Below are 15,538 nucleotides of genomic sequence, written 5' to 3' on the forward strand. Positions count from 1 at the left end.
CCGGTGCCGGGGCGAGGCCGGCCCGCCGCCGCGGCTACCCGCCCGAGCCCGCCGCCTGGAGCACCATCAGCGCGAGGTCGTCGTCGGGCGGGGTGGGCCCGAAGGCGTGCACGGTGCGGCGGATGTGCTCGGCGATCGCGTCGGCGCTCCGACCGGCCGCCCCGGCGAGCGCGCCGGCCAGCCCGTCCTCGTCGTCGAAGAGCCGCCGGCCACAGCGGCGCTCGGTCACCCCGTCGGTGACGCACAGCAGCGTCTCCCCGGGGCAGAGGTCGAAGGACTCGCTGACGTACGCCGCGTCCTCCACGACGCCCAGCAGCATCTGCGGCGCCGCGGCGACCCGCACCGCGCCGTCGGCGCCGAGGACCAGCGGCAGCGGGTGACCGGCGCTGGCGAGGGTGCAGCGGGCGCCGCCCGCGCCGCCGCGGTACGGGACGATCTCGCCGTAGAGGAGGGAGAGGAAGCGGGCCTGCTCGCCCTCCTCGCGGATCTCCACGGGGGCCTCCGCGCCCGCGCCGGCCGCCGCCACCGCCGCCGCGACCGCGGCGACGGAGTCCGCGGCCTCCCGGGCCATGGTCTTGTTGAGCCGGTCGAGGACCTCGGCGACGCCGAAGCCGTCGCGGGCCAGCAGCCGCAGCACCGGCCGGGCCAGGCCGGTGACCGCGGCGGCCTCGGGGCCGGAGCCGCAGACGTCGCCGAGCGCGAAGCACCAGCGGCCGTCGCCGGCGTCGAAGAGGTCCCAGAAGTCACCGCCGGCCCAGGCGCCCTCGCGCGGCTCGTAGACCACCGCCGACGCCACGCCGGGCACCCGGGCCCGGCCCTGGGGCAGCAGCCGGCGCTGGAGGACCCGGCTGATGCGTTCCTGGCGGCTGTAGGCGCGGGCGGTGGCCACCGCGCGGGCGGCCCGGCGGCACAGGTCCTCGGTGAGCGCGACCACCTCACCGGGGAAGCGCCGCAGCCCGGCCCGGCCGAGCAGCAGGGTGCCGAGCCGGCGGCCGCCGGCGACCAGGGGGCAGGCCAGGGCCGCGCCGCCGGGGTCGGGGCCGGTCGGTTCGGACGGCCACGGCCAGGGCACCGGGACCGGCCGGTTGTCGACGGCGCCGTCGGTCCACCGGCCCGGCGGTTCCTTCTCCAGGGCGGTCCGCAGCGAGTCGATGCGGCCCTCGGCGAGGTGCCAGACGCGGGCCAGCCGCGGCACCTGGCCGTCCTCGGCGAGCCCACGTCCGGGGGCGCCGCCGTCACCGTCGTGGAGCCAGACCGCGCACCAGTCGGCGAGCCGCGGGACGATCAGCTGGCAGGCCAGCGAGGCGACCTGGTCGGCGTCGAGCTGTCCGGAGAGCAGGTCGGACGCCTCCGCGAGGAAGGACAGCGCACCGCTGTCGACGCCGCCGCGGTCCCGTTCGGGGCGGTCCTCGGGCGGGGCGGGGCGGCGCGGCACCGGGGCGAGGAGTTCGGAGGCCCGCAGCTCCCGCCGGAAGCGCTGGTCGTCGAAGGTGCCGTAGGCCGCGCGGGCGCCGTGGCCGTCGTACGCCCCGTGGCCGTCGTGGGTGCCGTAGCCGTCGTAGGTGCCGTAGGCGCCGTCCGTGGTCTCCGGCTCCGGCCAGGTCGCGTCGGGGGCGCCGACCGGCAACCGGAACCACACCGTCTTCATCGCGCGCCGGTAGGTCACGCCCCAGGCGTCGGCCACCGCGCTGATCAGCCGCAGGCCGTGGCCGCCGCCCTCGGACGCGCCGGTGTCCTCGCCGGCCCGCACCGGCCGGGTGGGGTGGCGGTCGGAGACCTCGACGACCAGGCCGGGGCGGGGCGGTTCCTCGGGGACCGCGTCCGGAGGGTCGTCGGGGTACGGCACGTGCTCCTCGGCGGGGTCGAGCCGGCACAGCAGCTCGACGGTGGTGCCGGCGTGCACCACGGCGTTGGTCACCAATTCGCTGACCAGCAGCACCGCTTCGTCCGCCAACCGCTCGGTGAGCCGGTCGGCGCCGGGCAGCCGCCGCTCGGTCCACTCCGCGAAGGCCGTCCGGACGAACCGTCGCGCGGCCCCGGCGGCCCGCGGGTCGCCGGGCAGCGTGGCCCGCAGCGAGCGGGCCGCCGCCCCGGCAACGTCGTTCCGTCCGGCCGAAGTTGTCATCCTCATCGAGCAACTCCCGAGCAGTCCCCAGCGGCGCCGGTTGCGCCTACGCCAGAGTGACAGAACGAGCCCACACATAAACGGTGAGTCACGGAAGTGCGTGGTCAGAGGGGTCGAATCGACTGACCCGGCCCGCCAGTTGACCCGCGCGCCGCGGACCGGCCGACGGCCGCCGGGCCCGACGCGGCGCCACTACGCCTCCCGCGCCCCGGCGTACATCTCGTCGAGCAGGTCCTTGAACACCCGCTCCACCACCGGCCGCTTGATCTTGAGGCTGGGGGTGATCTCCCCGTGCTCGATGTCCAGATCGCGCGGCAGCAACCGGAACTTGCGGATCTGCTGCCACCGCTGGAGCTCCCCGTTGACCCGCTCCACGTAGCCGTCGACGAGCGCCCGGACCTGGTCGGTGGCGACGACCTCGGCGTAGCCCTTGCCGCCCAGGCCGTGCTCCTCGGCCCACTTGAGGATGGTCGGCTCGTCGAGCGCGATCAGGGCGGTGCAGAAGTTCCGGTTGGCGCCGTGCACGATCACGTTGGAGACGAACGGGCAGACCGCCTTGAACTGGCCCTCCACCTCGGCGGGCGCGATGTACTTGCCGCCGGAGGTCTTGATCAGGTCCTTCTTGCGGTCGGTGATCCGCAGGTAGCCGTCGGGGGACAGCTCGCCGATGTCCCCGGTGTGGAACCAGCCGTCCTCCTCCAGGACCTCGGCGGTCTTGTCCGGCAGGCCGTGGTAGCCCTGCATGATGCCGGGGCCGCGCAGCAGGATCTCGCCGTCCTCGGCGATCCGCACCTCGGTGCCGGGCAGCGGCTTGCCGACGGTGCCGGTGCGGTACGCCTCGCCGGGGTTGACGAAGCTGGCGGCGCTGGACTCCGTCAGGCCGTAGCCCTCCAGGATGTGGATGCCGGCGCCGGCGAAGAAGTAGCCGATCTCGGGGGCGAGGGCGGCCGAGCCGGAGATCGCGGCGCGCAGCCGGCCGCCGAACGCCTCCCGCAGCTTGGTGTAGACCAGGGCGTCGGCGACCTTGTGCTTGGCGGCCAGCGCGAACGGCACCGAGGCGTTGCCGGTGCGGCGGAAGTTGTCCTGGGAGGTCTTGGCGTGCTCGCGGGCCACGCCGGCCGCCCATTGGAAGATCTTGTACTTGGCGCCGCCGCCCTCCCGCGCCTTGGCCGCGACGCCGTTGTAGACCTTCTCGAAGATCCGCGGCACGGCCGCCATGTACGTCGGCCGGACCACCGGCAGATTCTCGATGATCTTGTCGACCCGGCCGTCCACCGCGATCACGTGCCCGACGGAGATCTGCCCGGCGGTCAGCACCTTCCCGAAGACGTGCGCCAGCGGCAGCCAGAGGTACTGCACGTCGTCCGCGGTGACCATCCCGGTCGCCTGGATGGCACGGGCCATGTACGACCAGCAGTCGTGCGGCAGCCGGACGCCCTTGGGGCGGCCGGTGGTCCCGGAGGTGTAGATGAGGGTGGCCAGTTGGTCGGCGCGGAGCGCGGCGACCCGCTCCTCGACGCACTCGGGGTGCTGCTCCAGGTAGGCGGTGCCGCGCTTCTCCAGCTCGGCGAGGGAGAGCACCCAGTCGTCGGGGTCGTCCTCGACGGGCCGCACGTCGGTCGCGTCGATCACCACGACGTGCGACAGCTCGGGCAGCTCGGCGCGCTTCTCGCGGGCCTTGGCGAGCTGCGCGGCGTTCTCCGCGATCAGCACCCGGCTGCCGGAGTCGGCCAGGATGAACGCGGTCTCCTCGACGTTGGTGGAGGGGTAGACGGTGGTGGTGGCGGCGCCGGAGCACAGCACGCCGAGGTCGGCGAGGATCCACTCCACCCGGGTATTGGCGGCCAGCGCCACCCGCTCCTCGGGACGCACGCCCAACGCGATCAGTCCGGCGGCCGTGGCGAGCACCCGCTCGGCGGCGTCGGCCCAGGTCAACGTCTTCCAGTCGTCCGGGCCCGAGCCCGCGGCAGGGGGGACGGGGTAGCGGTACGCCTCGACGTCCGGTGTGGCCGCGACCCGCTCCAGGAAGAGGGTCGCCACCGAAGGCGGCCGGTTGTCGATCAGCGTGTGAGTGTCGGTCACGGCGTCCTCCGGGGCCCGCTTCGTTGCTGGTGACTCGCGAGTAACCTTCGAGCAGTGATCAGAGTAGAACGCGTGACGCCGCCGCGTAAGGGGCTGCACCCGACTGGTTCACGATGTGACCCGAGCGATGGGTGCACATGACACGCGCTTGACCGAGGCGCCCGCCGCCGCCCGTCCGACCGGGGCGAAGACCCCGCCGGGCCGCCCGCGAGCGGCCCGGAAACGGCACGGGGCGCCGGTTCCCGAGGAACCGGCGCCCCGCCCGGGCGTGGGCCGTCGACCGCCGCGCGATCGACCCGCCGCTACTTCTTCGCCTTGCTGTCGCCGTCGGAGTCCGAGGACAGCACCGCGATGAAGGCGTCCTGCGGGACCTCCACGCTGCCGACCATCTTCATCCGCTTCTTGCCTTCCTTCTGCTTCTCCAGCAGCTTCCGCTTACGGGAGATGTCACCGCCGTAGCACTTGGCGAGGACGTCCTTGCGGATGGCGCGGACCGTCTCACGGGCGATCACCCGGCTGCCGATGGCGGCCTGGATCGGCACCTCGAAGTTCTGCCGCGGGATCAGCTCGCGCAGCTTGCCGACCAGCCGCACGCCGTACGCGTACGCCTTGTCCTTGTGGGTGATCGCGGAGAACGCGTCGACCTTGTCGCCGTGCAGCAGGATGTCGACCTTGACCAGGTCGGAGGTCTGCTCGCCGGTGGGCTCGTAGTCCAGCGAGGCGTAGCCGCGGGTCTTGGACTTGAGCTGGTCGAAGAAGTCGAAGACGACCTCCGCGAGCGGCAGGGTGTAGCGGATCTCGACCCGGTCCTCGGACAGGTAGTCCATGCCCATCAGCGCACCGCGCCGGGTCTGGCAGAGCTCCATGATCGCGCCGATGAACTCGCTGGGCGCCAGGATCGTGGCCCGGACGACCGGCTCGTGCACCACGTCGATCTTGCCGGTGGGGAACTCGCTGGGGTTGGTGACGGTGTGCTCGACGCCGTCCTCCATCTCCACGCGGTAGACCACGTTGGGCGCGGTGGCGATCAGCTCGAGGCCGAACTCGCGCTCCAGCCGCTCCCGGACGACCTCCAGGTGCAGCAGGCCCAGGAAGCCGACGCGGAAGCCGAAGCCCAGCGCCGCCGAGGTCTCCGGCTCGTAGACCAGCGCGGCGTCGTTGAGCTGGAGCTTGTCCAGCGCGTCGCGCAGCTCCGGGTAGTCCGAACCGTCCAGCGGGTACAGGCCCGAGAACACCATCGGCTTGGGGTCCTTGTAGCCACCGAGGGGCTCCACGGCACCCTTGCTGAGCTGGGTGATCGTGTCACCCACCTTGGACTGCCGGACGTCCTTCACACCGGTGATCAGGTAGCCCACCTCACCGACGGACAGCCCGTCGGCCGCCTTCATCTCCGGCGAGTTCGTCCCGATCTCCAGCAGCTCGTGCGCGGCGCCGGTGGACATCATCTTGATGCGCTCGCGCTTGCTGAGCGTGCCGTCGACGACCTTCACGTACGTCACGACGCCGCGGTAGGCGTCGTAGACCGAGTCGAAGATCATCGCGCGGGCGGGGGCGTCCTTGACGCCGACCGGGGCCGGCACCTCGCGGACGACCTTGTCCAGCAGCTCGGGCACGCCGACGCCGGTCTTGGCGGAGACCTTCAGGACGTCCTCGGGCTCGCAGCCGACCAGGTTCGCCAGCTCGGCGGCGAACTTCTCGGGCTGCGCGGCCGGCAGGTCGATCTTGTTGAGGACGGGGATGATCGTGAGGTCGTTCTCCATCGCCAGGTAGAGGTTGGCGAGGGTCTGGGCCTCGATGCCCTGGGCGGCGTCGACGAGGAGGAGGCAGCCCTCGCACGCGGCCAGGGAGCGGGACACCTCGTAGGTGAAGTCGACGTGGCCCGGCGTGTCGATCATGTTCAGGATGTGGGTGGTGCCACTTCCCGCTTCGCCCTCGGAGGGGCTCCAGGGCAGCCGGACCGCCTGGGACTTGATCGTGATGCCGCGCTCGCGCTCGATGTCCATGCGGTCGAGGTACTGCGCGCGCATCTGCCGCTGGTCGACGACACCGGTGAGCTGGAGCATCCGGTCGGCGAGCGTCGACTTGCCGTGGTCGATGTGCGCGATGATGCAGAAGTTACGGAGGAGCGCCGGGTCGGTACGGCTCGGCTCCGGCACGTTCGTAGGGGTCGCGGGCACGCAGGGTCCATTCAGTGAACGCGGGTAGGCGGGACTCGGTCTTGTGAGGTCTCCTCCCATCGTCCCATGAGCGCCGGGGGTGGGGCGGTACGGGCGCCCGGGGCAGGGCAGCCGCCGGACCACCGACGGGCTGCCGCCGGGGGTCGGGACGGGTCCGGTGGGGCCCGACGGGTCCGCTGGGGCGAAGGGGCCAGGCGGGGCACGATGGAAAGCGCGGCGCCGGCGGTCCCCCCTCCCCCGCACGGGCAGTGCGGTCCGCTCCGCCGGTGGGACGACGGGCCTCTGGGCGCCGTCCCCGGTAAGGCCCGAGGTCCGGCCGACGAAGCCCGGTTTTGGCGTCGCAAACCCGACTGGTAGCCTGGCCCACTGTGCTTCGTGCCCTCTCGTACGTGGCGCAACTCGAAACTCCAACGAACCTGAAAAGGCTCTTTCGTGGCGAACATCAAGTCCCAGATGAAGCGGATCAAGACCAACGAGAAGGCTCGTCAGCGCAACAAGGCTGTCAAGTCCTCCCTGAAGACCGCGATCCGTCGCACCCGCGAGGCCATCGAGGCCGGTGACCTGGAGAAGGCCACCGCCGCGCAGGCCCTGGCGGCCCAGAAGCTCGACAAGGCCGTCAGCAAGGGTGTGCTGCACAAGAACAACGCCGCCAACAAGAAGTCGGCGCTTGCCAAGAAGGTCGCGTCCCTCAAGGGCTGACCCTCTCCCGACCGCGCTCGTCGCGGTCACCCCGCCGTTCAGGGACCCAGCGGCCCCTCTCTCCGCTCCCTGCCGGTGCACCACCGCGCCGCACACGGCCTGCGTTCGCCACGCGGGTGCGGCGCAACCGGCTCCTCAAGTGGCCCACGGCCCGCCGAGGAGCCATCCAGAACTGGATGCGAAGGCCCTGCCTCTGCCCCTCGCCGGGCGGGGCGGGGCCTTTCGTCGTCGCGGCGACCGCCGAGCCCCCGCCGGGCAACGTTCTGGATCCCCTCCGAGCCGGGTGCAGCACCGGTGGCGTCCGCTACTCTGCGGCCATGTCCAATACGGGGGACCAGAACCCTCCCTTCCCGGGAGACCAGCACCCTCCCTTCGCGGGAGACCAGCACGCTCCTTACTCCGCGCCGCAGCCGCCGGCCTACGGTCCGGCGCCCGCACCGCCGCCTCCGGTGCCCGCCCAGCAGAACCCCTACGCCCAGCCGGGCCCGCAGGGCGCGCCGCCAGGGGCCCCGCCGGCGCCTCCCCAGGGGCCGGGCGGCTACGGCTATCCGGCGCCGGCCGGGGCGTACGGCGCGGCGCCCTCAGGTGCACCGGGCGCAACGCCCGCGCGGGGCGTCTCCGGGTGGCTGTGGGCCGTCGGGGGCGCGGTCGCCGCCACCGCGATCGGTGCCTCGGTGTTGTTCGCCACCGGGGCCTTCTCCTCGGAGCCGCACCCCGTCCTCAAGGGCTACGCGTTCCGCAACGACCTGTGCGCCGTGACGTCCCTGACGCCCTTCGAGAACGCCCACTACAAGGCGAAGCCGAGCACGGGAACGGGCTCGACCGGCGCGTCGGGGCCGTCCTCGCCGCCCAACCCGCAGCACAGCGGCTCCCAGATGGGCTCCATGGACTCCATGTGGTGCAACGTCGCCCTCACCCCGGACGGTGCCGGCACCGGCACCGGCACCAGCGACTACTCGTCCAGTTGGGTCTACAGCGCCGCCAGCCTGCACAAGAAGACCGACCCGGCCCCCGAGTTCGCCGACCTGTACCGCGCGTACGAGACCCAGCAGACCTCGACCACGTACAAGGTCGAGCCGGTCTCCGGCATCGGCGACGAGGCGTTCCTCGTCACCCGCAACGACTCCGGCGCCCTCAACAGCTCCTACGTGATCCTCGCCGTCCGCGACGGTTGGATGACCTACCAGACGACGTGGTCCAGCTACACGGCGGGCAGCAGCAGCGTGAAGCCGCCGACCCCCTCCGAGATCGCCACCATGCTGGAATCCAGCGCGCGGGAAACCCTCAGCCGACTCCACGGCTGAGACGACGTGCCTCTGGGGGCGGGGCTGGCTCCGGCTCCGGAGGGGCTGGCTCCGGAGGGGCTGGGGCGCGGCCCCTGCCTCACAGGGCGATACAGCTGGGGCGCCTCTGAGGAATCTCCGCGGGGGGGAGGAGCGGCGGTGGCCCGCGCTACCGCGAGCGGGCCGCCCGCGCGATCGCCACCACGGCCTTCTCCAGGGCGTATTCGGGGTCGTCCCCGCCGCCCTTCACCCCCGCGTCGGCCTCGGCCACCGCGCGCAGCGCCACGGCGACACCGTCCGCCGACCAACCGCGCATCTGCTGCCGGACCCGGTCGATCTTCCAGGGCGGCATCCCCAACTCCCGGGCGAGGTCGCCCGGGCGGGCACCGCGCGGGGCGGAGGCGAGCTTGCCGATGGACCGGACGCCCTGGGCCAGCGCGCTGGTGATCATCACGGGGGCGACACCGGTCGCGATCGCCCAGCGCAGCGCCTCCAACGCCTCGGCGGCCCGGCCCTCGACCGCCCGGTCAGCGACGGTGAAGCTCGACGCCTCGGCCCGACCGGTGTAGTAACGGGCGACCACGGCGTCATCGATCGTGCCCTCGACGTCGGCGGCCAACTGGGCACACGCCGAGGCCAACTCGCGCAGATCGCTTCCGATGGCGTCCACCAGCGACTGGCAGGCTTCCGGCGTGGCCGAGCGACCGGTCGCCCGGAACTCACCGCGGACGAAGGCCAGCCGATCCGCCGGCTTGGTCATCTTGGGGCAGGCCACTTCGCGCGCCCCGGCCTTGCGGGCCGCGTCCAACAGCCCCTTGCCCTTGGCGCCGCCGGCGTGCAGCAGCACCAGGGTGATCTCCTCCGCGGGCGAGCCGAGGTACGCCTTGACGTCCTTGATGGTGTCCGCGGACAGGTCCTGGGCAGCACGCACCACCACGACCTTGCGCTCGGCGAAGAGCGAGGGGCTGGTGAGCTCGGCGAGGGTGCCGGGCTGGAGCTGATCGGGGGTGAGGTCCCGCACGTCGGTGTCCGCGTCCGCCGCTCGGGCCGCGGCCACCACCTGCTGCATCGCGCGATCGAGCAGCAGCTCCTCCTGCCCCACCGCGATCGTGACGGGAGCGAGCGGATCGTCGTTAGCTGTCTTCCTGGCCATCGCGTCCCAGCATCCCACGCCCCACCGACAACCCCGCCCGCGCGAGTTCAATCGCCCCGGCCCGTCATGCCCTGCCCCGTGACGTCCTGTCCCGTCACGTCCTGTCCTGTTACTTGCTGTCCTGTTACTTGCTGTCCTGTCACGCGGTCCCCGGCGGCCGGCGGCCGGCCGCCGGCCGATCCTCGACAATGGACCGGTGAACGACACCCACCACAGCCGCCACGTGCTCGTCCTCCCTGACCGCGACGCCGCCGAAGAGGTCGCCGAGGCGCTGACCGAACGCTTCGGCGTCGCCGAGGAACCCCAGCTGGTGCGGGACGCCCTGGCCGGTGAGGACGACGCCGAGGACGCGCAGTGGCTGGTCGTGGTCGAGGACCCCGACGCCGCCTACGACGCGGCTCGTCTGGATGCCCTCGCGGGGGAGTACGAGGGGTGGCGGGAGGGCTAGGGGAGGGCGAAGGGGCCTGGTTCACGTTCTCTCTTCCCCCTCCCCTCCCCTCCCCTCCCCCGCCCGCCGCCTCCCCCACCACCCGCTCCCTCACCACCCACCCGGCCCGCGCCCCTCGCCCCTCGCTCACCCGCGCCGGGCCGCCCGGCCTCGCGTGTGCTCATCCGCCCAAGAGGACCGGCTCCCGTTCGAGCGTGATGCCGAAGTGGGTGCGGTACGCCGGCACGACCTCGTCCGCCGCCAGTTCGCGCTCCTCCCGAGCGCCCTCCGCACCGGTGATCACCAGCGTGCGGCCGGAGAGCGTGACCCGCCCGGTCTCGGTGAGCTGCGAGCAGACCAGCGACTGCCTGAAATGCGATCGGCGTGACGTGCGCTGCCACCAGCACCCCACCTCGAAGTCCGCCAGCTCCCGCGGACGCTGCTCCAGGCGGTACTGCGGCTCTCCGTTCCGGTGGACGTCGAGGTCGCCCTCCGGTGTCCGGGCTATCCGGAAGACGCCCCCGGGGTCGTGCTGGTCCGCAGTGCTGTCCAGCCGCAACGGATGGTGGCTGTTCCGACCGAATCCGACGTCCGTGAGCCAGGGCCCGGTGGGCGTGTGCACCCGCAGCGCGAGGTGGTCGTACGGAATCCCCAGCCCCTCCGGCCCGAACACCCGGGCCGACAGCAACTCGACCTCGTACCCGAGTGCTCCGAGCAGCACCGCGAAGGCACCGTTGAGTTCGTAACAGAAGCCGCCGCGGCGGGTACCCACGATCTTGTCCAGCAGCGGCCGCTCCGCGAGGACGATCTCCTCGCCCAGGTGGATGGCGAGGTTCTCGAACGGCACGGCCCGCAGATGGCTCAGTTGCAGCGCCCGCAGCGCCTCCGCGTCGGGAACGGTCGGCCGGTCGGCGGCTATCCGCCGAAGGTAAGCATCCGCAGTGACCTCATCCATCAGCTGTTCTTCCTCTCCATTCGGCCGGCACCTGCCCGCCTTCCTCTCAGCGCGCGCAGCTCGCGCCGTATGCCGCGCGGACCCCATCGGGCCACAGACCCGCAGACCCGCACGATCTTCCTCTCCGGTCAGGCTCCCGCGCTCCCCGGCGGGGCTCCCTTCCCCTTCGGTGGGCCTCGCTCCCTCCGGTGGAACGCGCCTCCCCTTCCGTGGAACCCGATGCGGCCGCCCCATCGATGACGCACCCGACACCGGCGTCTTCCCCTCCCTCTCAGCCGCCCTTGCGACGGCCGGCCACGGCGGGCTCCGCCTCGGGAGGGCCGATCGCCGGAGGGTCCCGACCGTCTTGGGGGCCGACGCCCACCGACCACCGCGGACAGCCTGCCGGGAGTGCCGACGACCGCGATGGCGCCATCGGCGTCCGTGCGCAGCACCAACGCGCCACCGGCCCGCAACGCCGCAAGGGTGCGGGGAGCCGGATGCCCGTACGGATTTCCGACGCCGCAGGAGATCAGGGCCAGCCGTGGTGCCAGACGGTGCAGGAACTCCGGGTCCTGATAGGCGGAACCGTGGTGCGCCACCTTCAGGACGTCGACGGCGGCCAGCTCCGGATGGGCGCTCAACAGGGCCTGCTGAGCGGGCGGTTCGAGATCTCCCAGGAGCAGGACGGTCAGCCCACCCGTCCGGACGAGCAGCGCGACGCTGGAGTCGTTGGGCCCGGAGAACCCACCCTCACCAGCCGCCGTCCCCACCCCCGGCGGGGAGACACCCGGCGGAGAGGCACCCGGCCAGAGGACTTCCCATGTGAGAGGGCCCAGATGACGCCGCTCCCCCGGTACGGCGCGGGCGACGGGGATCCGGGCACCGGCCGCCACCCGCCGTACGAACGCCGCCTGCCCCCTCGGCTCTTGGAACGTCGTGATCTCGATCGCACCGACCGATCGCCCCCGCAGCGCCCCGGACAGGCCGTCCACGTGGTCCGCGTGGAAGTGTGTCAGGAGCAGGAGCGGGATCCGGTGGACGCCCAGACCGGTCAGGCAGTGGTCGATGGCACGGGGCTCGGGCCCGGTGTCCACCACCAGCGCCGTACCGTCCCCCGCCGCCAGCACCAGTCCGTCGCCCTGTCCCACGTCGCACGCCACGACCCGCCAGTCCGGTGGTGGCCAGCCCGTCAGCACCCGGGTGAGGGGCGCGGGCCGGCACACCGCCAGCACCAGGGCCAACGCGCACAGCGCACACAGCCACCGGCGGCGCAGCGCCCGGCGACCGACCGCCAGCAACACCACGGTGGCCGCGGCGAGCATCAGCCCGCCCACCCAGCCGCCGGGCCAGTCGACCTCCGCGCCCGGAAGCTCCGCCCCGGTGCGGGCGACGCCCGCGATCCACTCCGCCGGCCACCCCGCGCACCACGCCAACGCCTTGGCGACCGGCAGGGCGACCGGGGCGGCGGCGAGTGCCGAGAAGCCCAGGATCGTGGCCGGGGCCACCGCGAGTTCGGCGAGCAGGTTGCAGGGGACGCCGATCAGTCCCACCCGCGCCGCGAGCACCGCGATGACGGGTGCGCAGACCGCCTGGGCGGCCGCCGCTGCGGCGATCACCTCGGCGAGCCGGGCCGGCACCCGACGGCGCTGTAGGGCTGCGCTCCACCGCGGAGCGAGGAGCAGCAGCGCCCCGGTCGCCAGAACGGACAGGAGGAAGCCGTACCTGCGGGCCAGCCAAGGGTCGTAGAGGACGAGCAACAGCACCGCGGCCGCGAGTGCGGGAAGCAACGAGCGGCGGCGCCCGGTGCCGATGGCGAGCAGCGTGATCAGTCCGCAGGCGGCGGCCCGCAACACGCTCGGGTCCGGGCGGCACACGACGACGAAGCCGAGGGCGAGCGCCCCGCCCACCACGGCGGTACCGCGCAGCGAAAGCCCCAGATGCCGGGCCGCGCCTCGTCGTTCGGCCCGGCTGGCGAGGTGTGGTGGGCCGATGAGCAGGGCCAGCACGATGGTCAGGTTGCTGCCGGACACCGCCAGCAGGTGCGTCAGGTCGGTGGTGGCGAATGCCTCGTCGAGCTCCGGCGGCACGCGTGCGGTGTCACCCACGACGAGGCCCGGCAACAGTGCGCGGGCGTCGGCGCGCAGCCCGTCGGTCGCGTCGCGCAGCCCGGCGCGCAGACTGCCGGCCAACCGTTGGAGGGCGGAGGGCGGTCCCAGTTGGGTCGGCGGCCCGTCGGCGGTGACCCGCAGCACCGCGGCTATCCGGTCCGCCGCCGCCAGCGGTGGTGCGGCACGCGCCACCACCCGGATGCGGGTCGACGGCAGCAACCCCCGCCACTGGGCCAGCGTCTTCCCTCGCCCCGCGTCGGCTCCACGCTCCGGCCCCGTCCTCGAAGGCGCGTCGCCCTCCGCCCCTCCGCCCCCTCCGCTCGCCCCACCTCCGTCCTCCTCGTCTTCTGCGTCGCGATGCTGGACCACGGCCAGCACCGGAGTGCGGGCCTCGGTGACCGTGCCGTCCGGGGCTGCGATGCGGACGGCGTCGGCGGTGAACACCAGTGCCGGCGGCGTGCGTTGGGAGCCGCGGACCTTGGGCCGGGTCATCCGGGGATCGTCGGTCACCTCCAGGTCCACCGTGAGCCGTGCGTACCGCTGGGCCCAGGCGGGCAGCGGTCCGCGTCGTACGTCCGCGGCGTGCAGCGCGGCGGACGCGGCGCCGGCCACGGCGCAGAGCAACACCGCCGCCAGCGCCACGCACGCCCCTGCCGGCCGCCCGTGGCCCGCCTCCCGGCCCTGCGGGAACCGGCCGCCGGCTCCCGACGCAAGCGCCTTGGCCCGCCACAGCAGGAATGTCGCAACCACCACTGCCGCCGCACAACCCACGCCCACCGCACCGCCCGGTGCGCCCAGGGCGAACGCTGCCGCCGCCCACGCCGCCAACGCAGGCCCGACCAGTCGCAGATCGGCGGGACCGTCCCCCTTCGCCTCCGCCACCGTCCCGAGGGGCGCGGCATCCTCCTCCCGAGCCCACGTCATGGCGTCACCAGGGGGCGCAGATCGGCGAGCCGGCGCGCACCGATGCCGGTCACCTGCCGAAGCTGGTCCACCGAAGTGAACCCGCCGTGCTGGGTGCGGAATTCGACGATGTGTCGGGCCAGCACCGGGCCCACTCCGGGCAGCGCGTCCAGCTGCTGCTCCGTCGCCGTGCTCAGGCTCACCGGTCCACCCGCCGGGCCGGGCGGTCCACCGCTGCCCGCGCCGCCACCGGCGCCACCGCCGCCGCTCTGTCCCGCGCCGCCCGTGGTACCGGCGCCCGGTTCGCCGACCACGATCTGCTCGCCGTCGGTCAGCAGCCGCGCCTGGTTCAGCCCACGGAGTTCCGTGCCGCGCAGCGCTCCGCCCGCCGCCGCCAGCGCGTCGGTGACCCGGGATCCCGCGGGCAGCCGGTGGATGCCCGGATGCCGGACCTTCCCCGCAACGTCCACGACGACCATCCGGACCGCGCCGCCTGGTGGCCCCGACGTCGCCGGGCCACGGGGCGGGGCGTCCGCCGCTGCCCAGGTCGGGCCCGGCGGGTGGGTCCCGGGGCCGGGCGCCGCGCTCGGCCGCTCGGCACCGGGTGCACTCACCCGTTCCGGAGTCGCCGCCCAGAAGTGCTGGACGGCGAAGCCCACGGCCACCACCAGCACGAGGGCCAGCGCGGCCAACGCCTTCGCGTCCGTACCGCAGCGCAACTGCAGCCACAGCGGGAGTCGTTCGCGTACCGCAGATCGCCAGCGCTCCGACCTGCGAGCACCGGGCGGATCGTGTTCGCGGCGCGGCGGCGCCCGATGCGCGTACGACGGTTCGTCCCTCGTGTCGAACGGGCCGGGACCGCCGCTCGGCCCGTGCGGATCCCGCGCGGCGCCCCGGCCACGGCGACCGTCCGCACCGATGGCCCTCGGGGCCGGCCCCTCCGCATCCTGCGCGCCGGCACCGGGCCAGTCCGCCCGATCCCCCTGCCCTTGCGCCTGCGGCACGGCTCCCGCGACGCCGTCCCGCCCGGGACCGGTGTCCGTGCCCAAGCCGGCAGCGCCTGCCGACGTACCGGCCCCCTGTGCCGGGCGTCCGCTCCCCCCGCCGGGGTCCTGCCCGGAACCGGCCTCCCTGCCCGCACCGGAAGCCCCCTTCCCGTCCCCGCCCTCGCCCCCGTCACCGGCCTCCAGACCGGCGCCGAAGATCACCGCGGCCCGCGCGCGCATCCGCTCGCGCTTCCACTCCCGCGCTCGCTCCCGCTCCCGCTTGCCCCACCGCGCGAACGGCGCCGCGGAGGTCATGGCCCCGGCCGACGGGACGGACCCGCCGCCCGACGACCCGGACGCGGAGAGGGACACCGACACGGACGCTGCATCCGGCGAGAAAACCGTTCGATAAGTGCTCATGCCGCTCGACGGTAGGCACCTCGTGCGGATCCCGCTGAACGGCCTCACATCCCGTGGATAAGTAGCGAGTTGTGGATAATTCCGTCACCCACAAGGGCAGCTGAAGGCACCATCCGCCACGGCCTGAGCACGCGTCACAGAGCCGTCACTCGCCAACCGACGCGTCGCCCCGCCGGCCAGGACGCCCGCGCCCGGCCCGCGCACCGCACCGCCCACCCGTCGCACCGCCGACGCCCAG

10 protein-coding genes are annotated in these 15,538 nt (G+C 73.6%); 3 read left to right on the plus strand and 7 right to left on the minus strand.

All coding sequences use genetic code 11. From position 1 onward, the window contains the following. Positions 1–34 precede the first annotated feature (34 nt). The 3 genes from ABD385_RS14960 to lepA form a co-directional block, all read right to left on the minus strand. Positions 35–2,125 (minus strand): SpoIIE family protein phosphatase, encoded by a 2,091-nt coding sequence (locus ABD385_RS14960; protein ID WP_344576120.1) that lies wholly within the window; start codon positions 2,123–2,125, stop codon positions 35–37. A 192-nt stretch (positions 2,126–2,317) separates the two neighbouring features. Next, positions 2,318–4,207, minus strand: coding sequence for an AMP-dependent synthetase/ligase (locus ABD385_RS14965; protein ID WP_344575757.1), 1,890 nt, complete (start codon positions 4,205–4,207; stop codon positions 2,318–2,320). Between the two features lie 302 nt (positions 4,208–4,509). Then, a complete protein-coding gene (gene lepA / locus ABD385_RS14970) occupies positions 4,510–6,384 on the minus strand; it encodes a translation elongation factor 4 (RefSeq protein WP_344575760.1) in 1,875 nt (624 codons plus the stop codon). Positions 6,385–6,816: 432 nt separating this feature from the next. Here lepA and rpsT point away from each other — a divergent pair, with 432 nt between their 5' ends. Next, on the plus strand, positions 6,817–7,083 hold the full coding sequence (gene rpsT / locus ABD385_RS14975) for a 30S ribosomal protein S20 (protein ID WP_344575763.1): 267 nt from the start codon (positions 6,817–6,819) through the stop codon (positions 7,081–7,083). A gap of 317 nt (positions 7,084–7,400) precedes the next feature. Further along, positions 7,401–8,387 (plus strand): hypothetical protein, encoded by a 987-nt coding sequence (locus tag ABD385_RS14980; RefSeq protein ID WP_344575766.1) that lies wholly within the window; start codon positions 7,401–7,403, stop codon positions 8,385–8,387. 148 nt (positions 8,388–8,535) lie between these two features. On the opposite strand, the gene holA is transcribed toward ABD385_RS14980, so the two are convergent. Then, positions 8,536–9,519, minus strand: coding sequence for a DNA polymerase III subunit delta (holA, locus tag ABD385_RS14985; protein ID WP_344575769.1), 984 nt, complete (start codon positions 9,517–9,519; stop codon positions 8,536–8,538). Between the two features lie 196 nt (positions 9,520–9,715). Here holA and ABD385_RS14990 point away from each other — a divergent pair, with 196 nt between their 5' ends. Beyond that, positions 9,716–9,967 carry a hypothetical protein gene (locus ABD385_RS14990; protein ID WP_344575771.1) on the plus strand — a complete coding sequence of 84 codons (252 nt, stop codon included), beginning with the start codon at positions 9,716–9,718 and terminating at the stop codon, positions 9,965–9,967. A gap of 160 nt (positions 9,968–10,127) precedes the next feature. Here ABD385_RS14990 and ABD385_RS14995 read toward each other — a convergent pair whose 3' ends face one another. The 3 genes from ABD385_RS14995 to ABD385_RS41335 all read right to left on the minus strand — a co-directional run bounded on the left by ABD385_RS14995 (position 10,128) and on the right by ABD385_RS41335 (position 14,613). Next, entirely contained in the window at positions 10,128–10,901 is a 774-nt protein-coding gene (locus tag ABD385_RS14995; RefSeq protein ID WP_344575773.1) for an arylamine N-acetyltransferase family protein, read from the minus strand. 128 nt (positions 10,902–11,029) lie between these two features. After that, a complete protein-coding gene (locus ABD385_RS15000; RefSeq protein ID WP_344576123.1) occupies positions 11,030–13,915 on the minus strand; it encodes a ComEC/Rec2 family competence protein in 2,886 nt (961 codons plus the stop codon). Continuing rightward, positions 13,912–14,613, minus strand: coding sequence for a ComEA family DNA-binding protein (locus ABD385_RS41335; RefSeq protein WP_425585404.1), 702 nt, complete (start codon positions 14,611–14,613; stop codon positions 13,912–13,914). Before ABD385_RS41335 ends, ABD385_RS15000 begins: the two co-directional genes overlap by 4 nt. Positions 14,614–15,538 lie beyond the last annotated feature (925 nt).

This window comes from Streptomyces lunalinharesii (assembly GCF_039532155.1).
Classification (GTDB): domain Bacteria; phylum Actinomycetota; class Actinomycetes; order Streptomycetales; family Streptomycetaceae; genus Streptomyces; species Streptomyces lunalinharesii.

What these genes read in the sequence shown, in the direction of transcription:
- ABD385_RS14960 (WP_344576120.1), bottom strand. Translation starts at nt 2,125, where the DNA reads ATGACAACTTCGGCCGGACGGAACGACGTTGCCGGGGCGGCGGCCCGC.
- ABD385_RS14980 (WP_344575766.1), top strand. Translation starts at nt 7,401, where the DNA reads ATGTCCAATACGGGGGACCAGAACCCTCCCTTCCCGGGAGACCAGCAC.
- holA (WP_344575769.1), bottom strand. Translation starts at nt 9,519, where the DNA reads ATGGCCAGGAAGACAGCTAACGACGATCCGCTCGCTCCCGTCACGATC.
- ABD385_RS14995 (WP_344575773.1), bottom strand. Translation starts at nt 10,901, where the DNA reads ATGGATGAGGTCACTGCGGATGCTTACCTTCGGCGGATAGCCGCCGAC.
- ABD385_RS15000 (WP_344576123.1), bottom strand. Translation starts at nt 13,915, where the DNA reads ATGACGTGGGCTCGGGAGGAGGATGCCGCGCCCCTCGGGACGGTGGCG.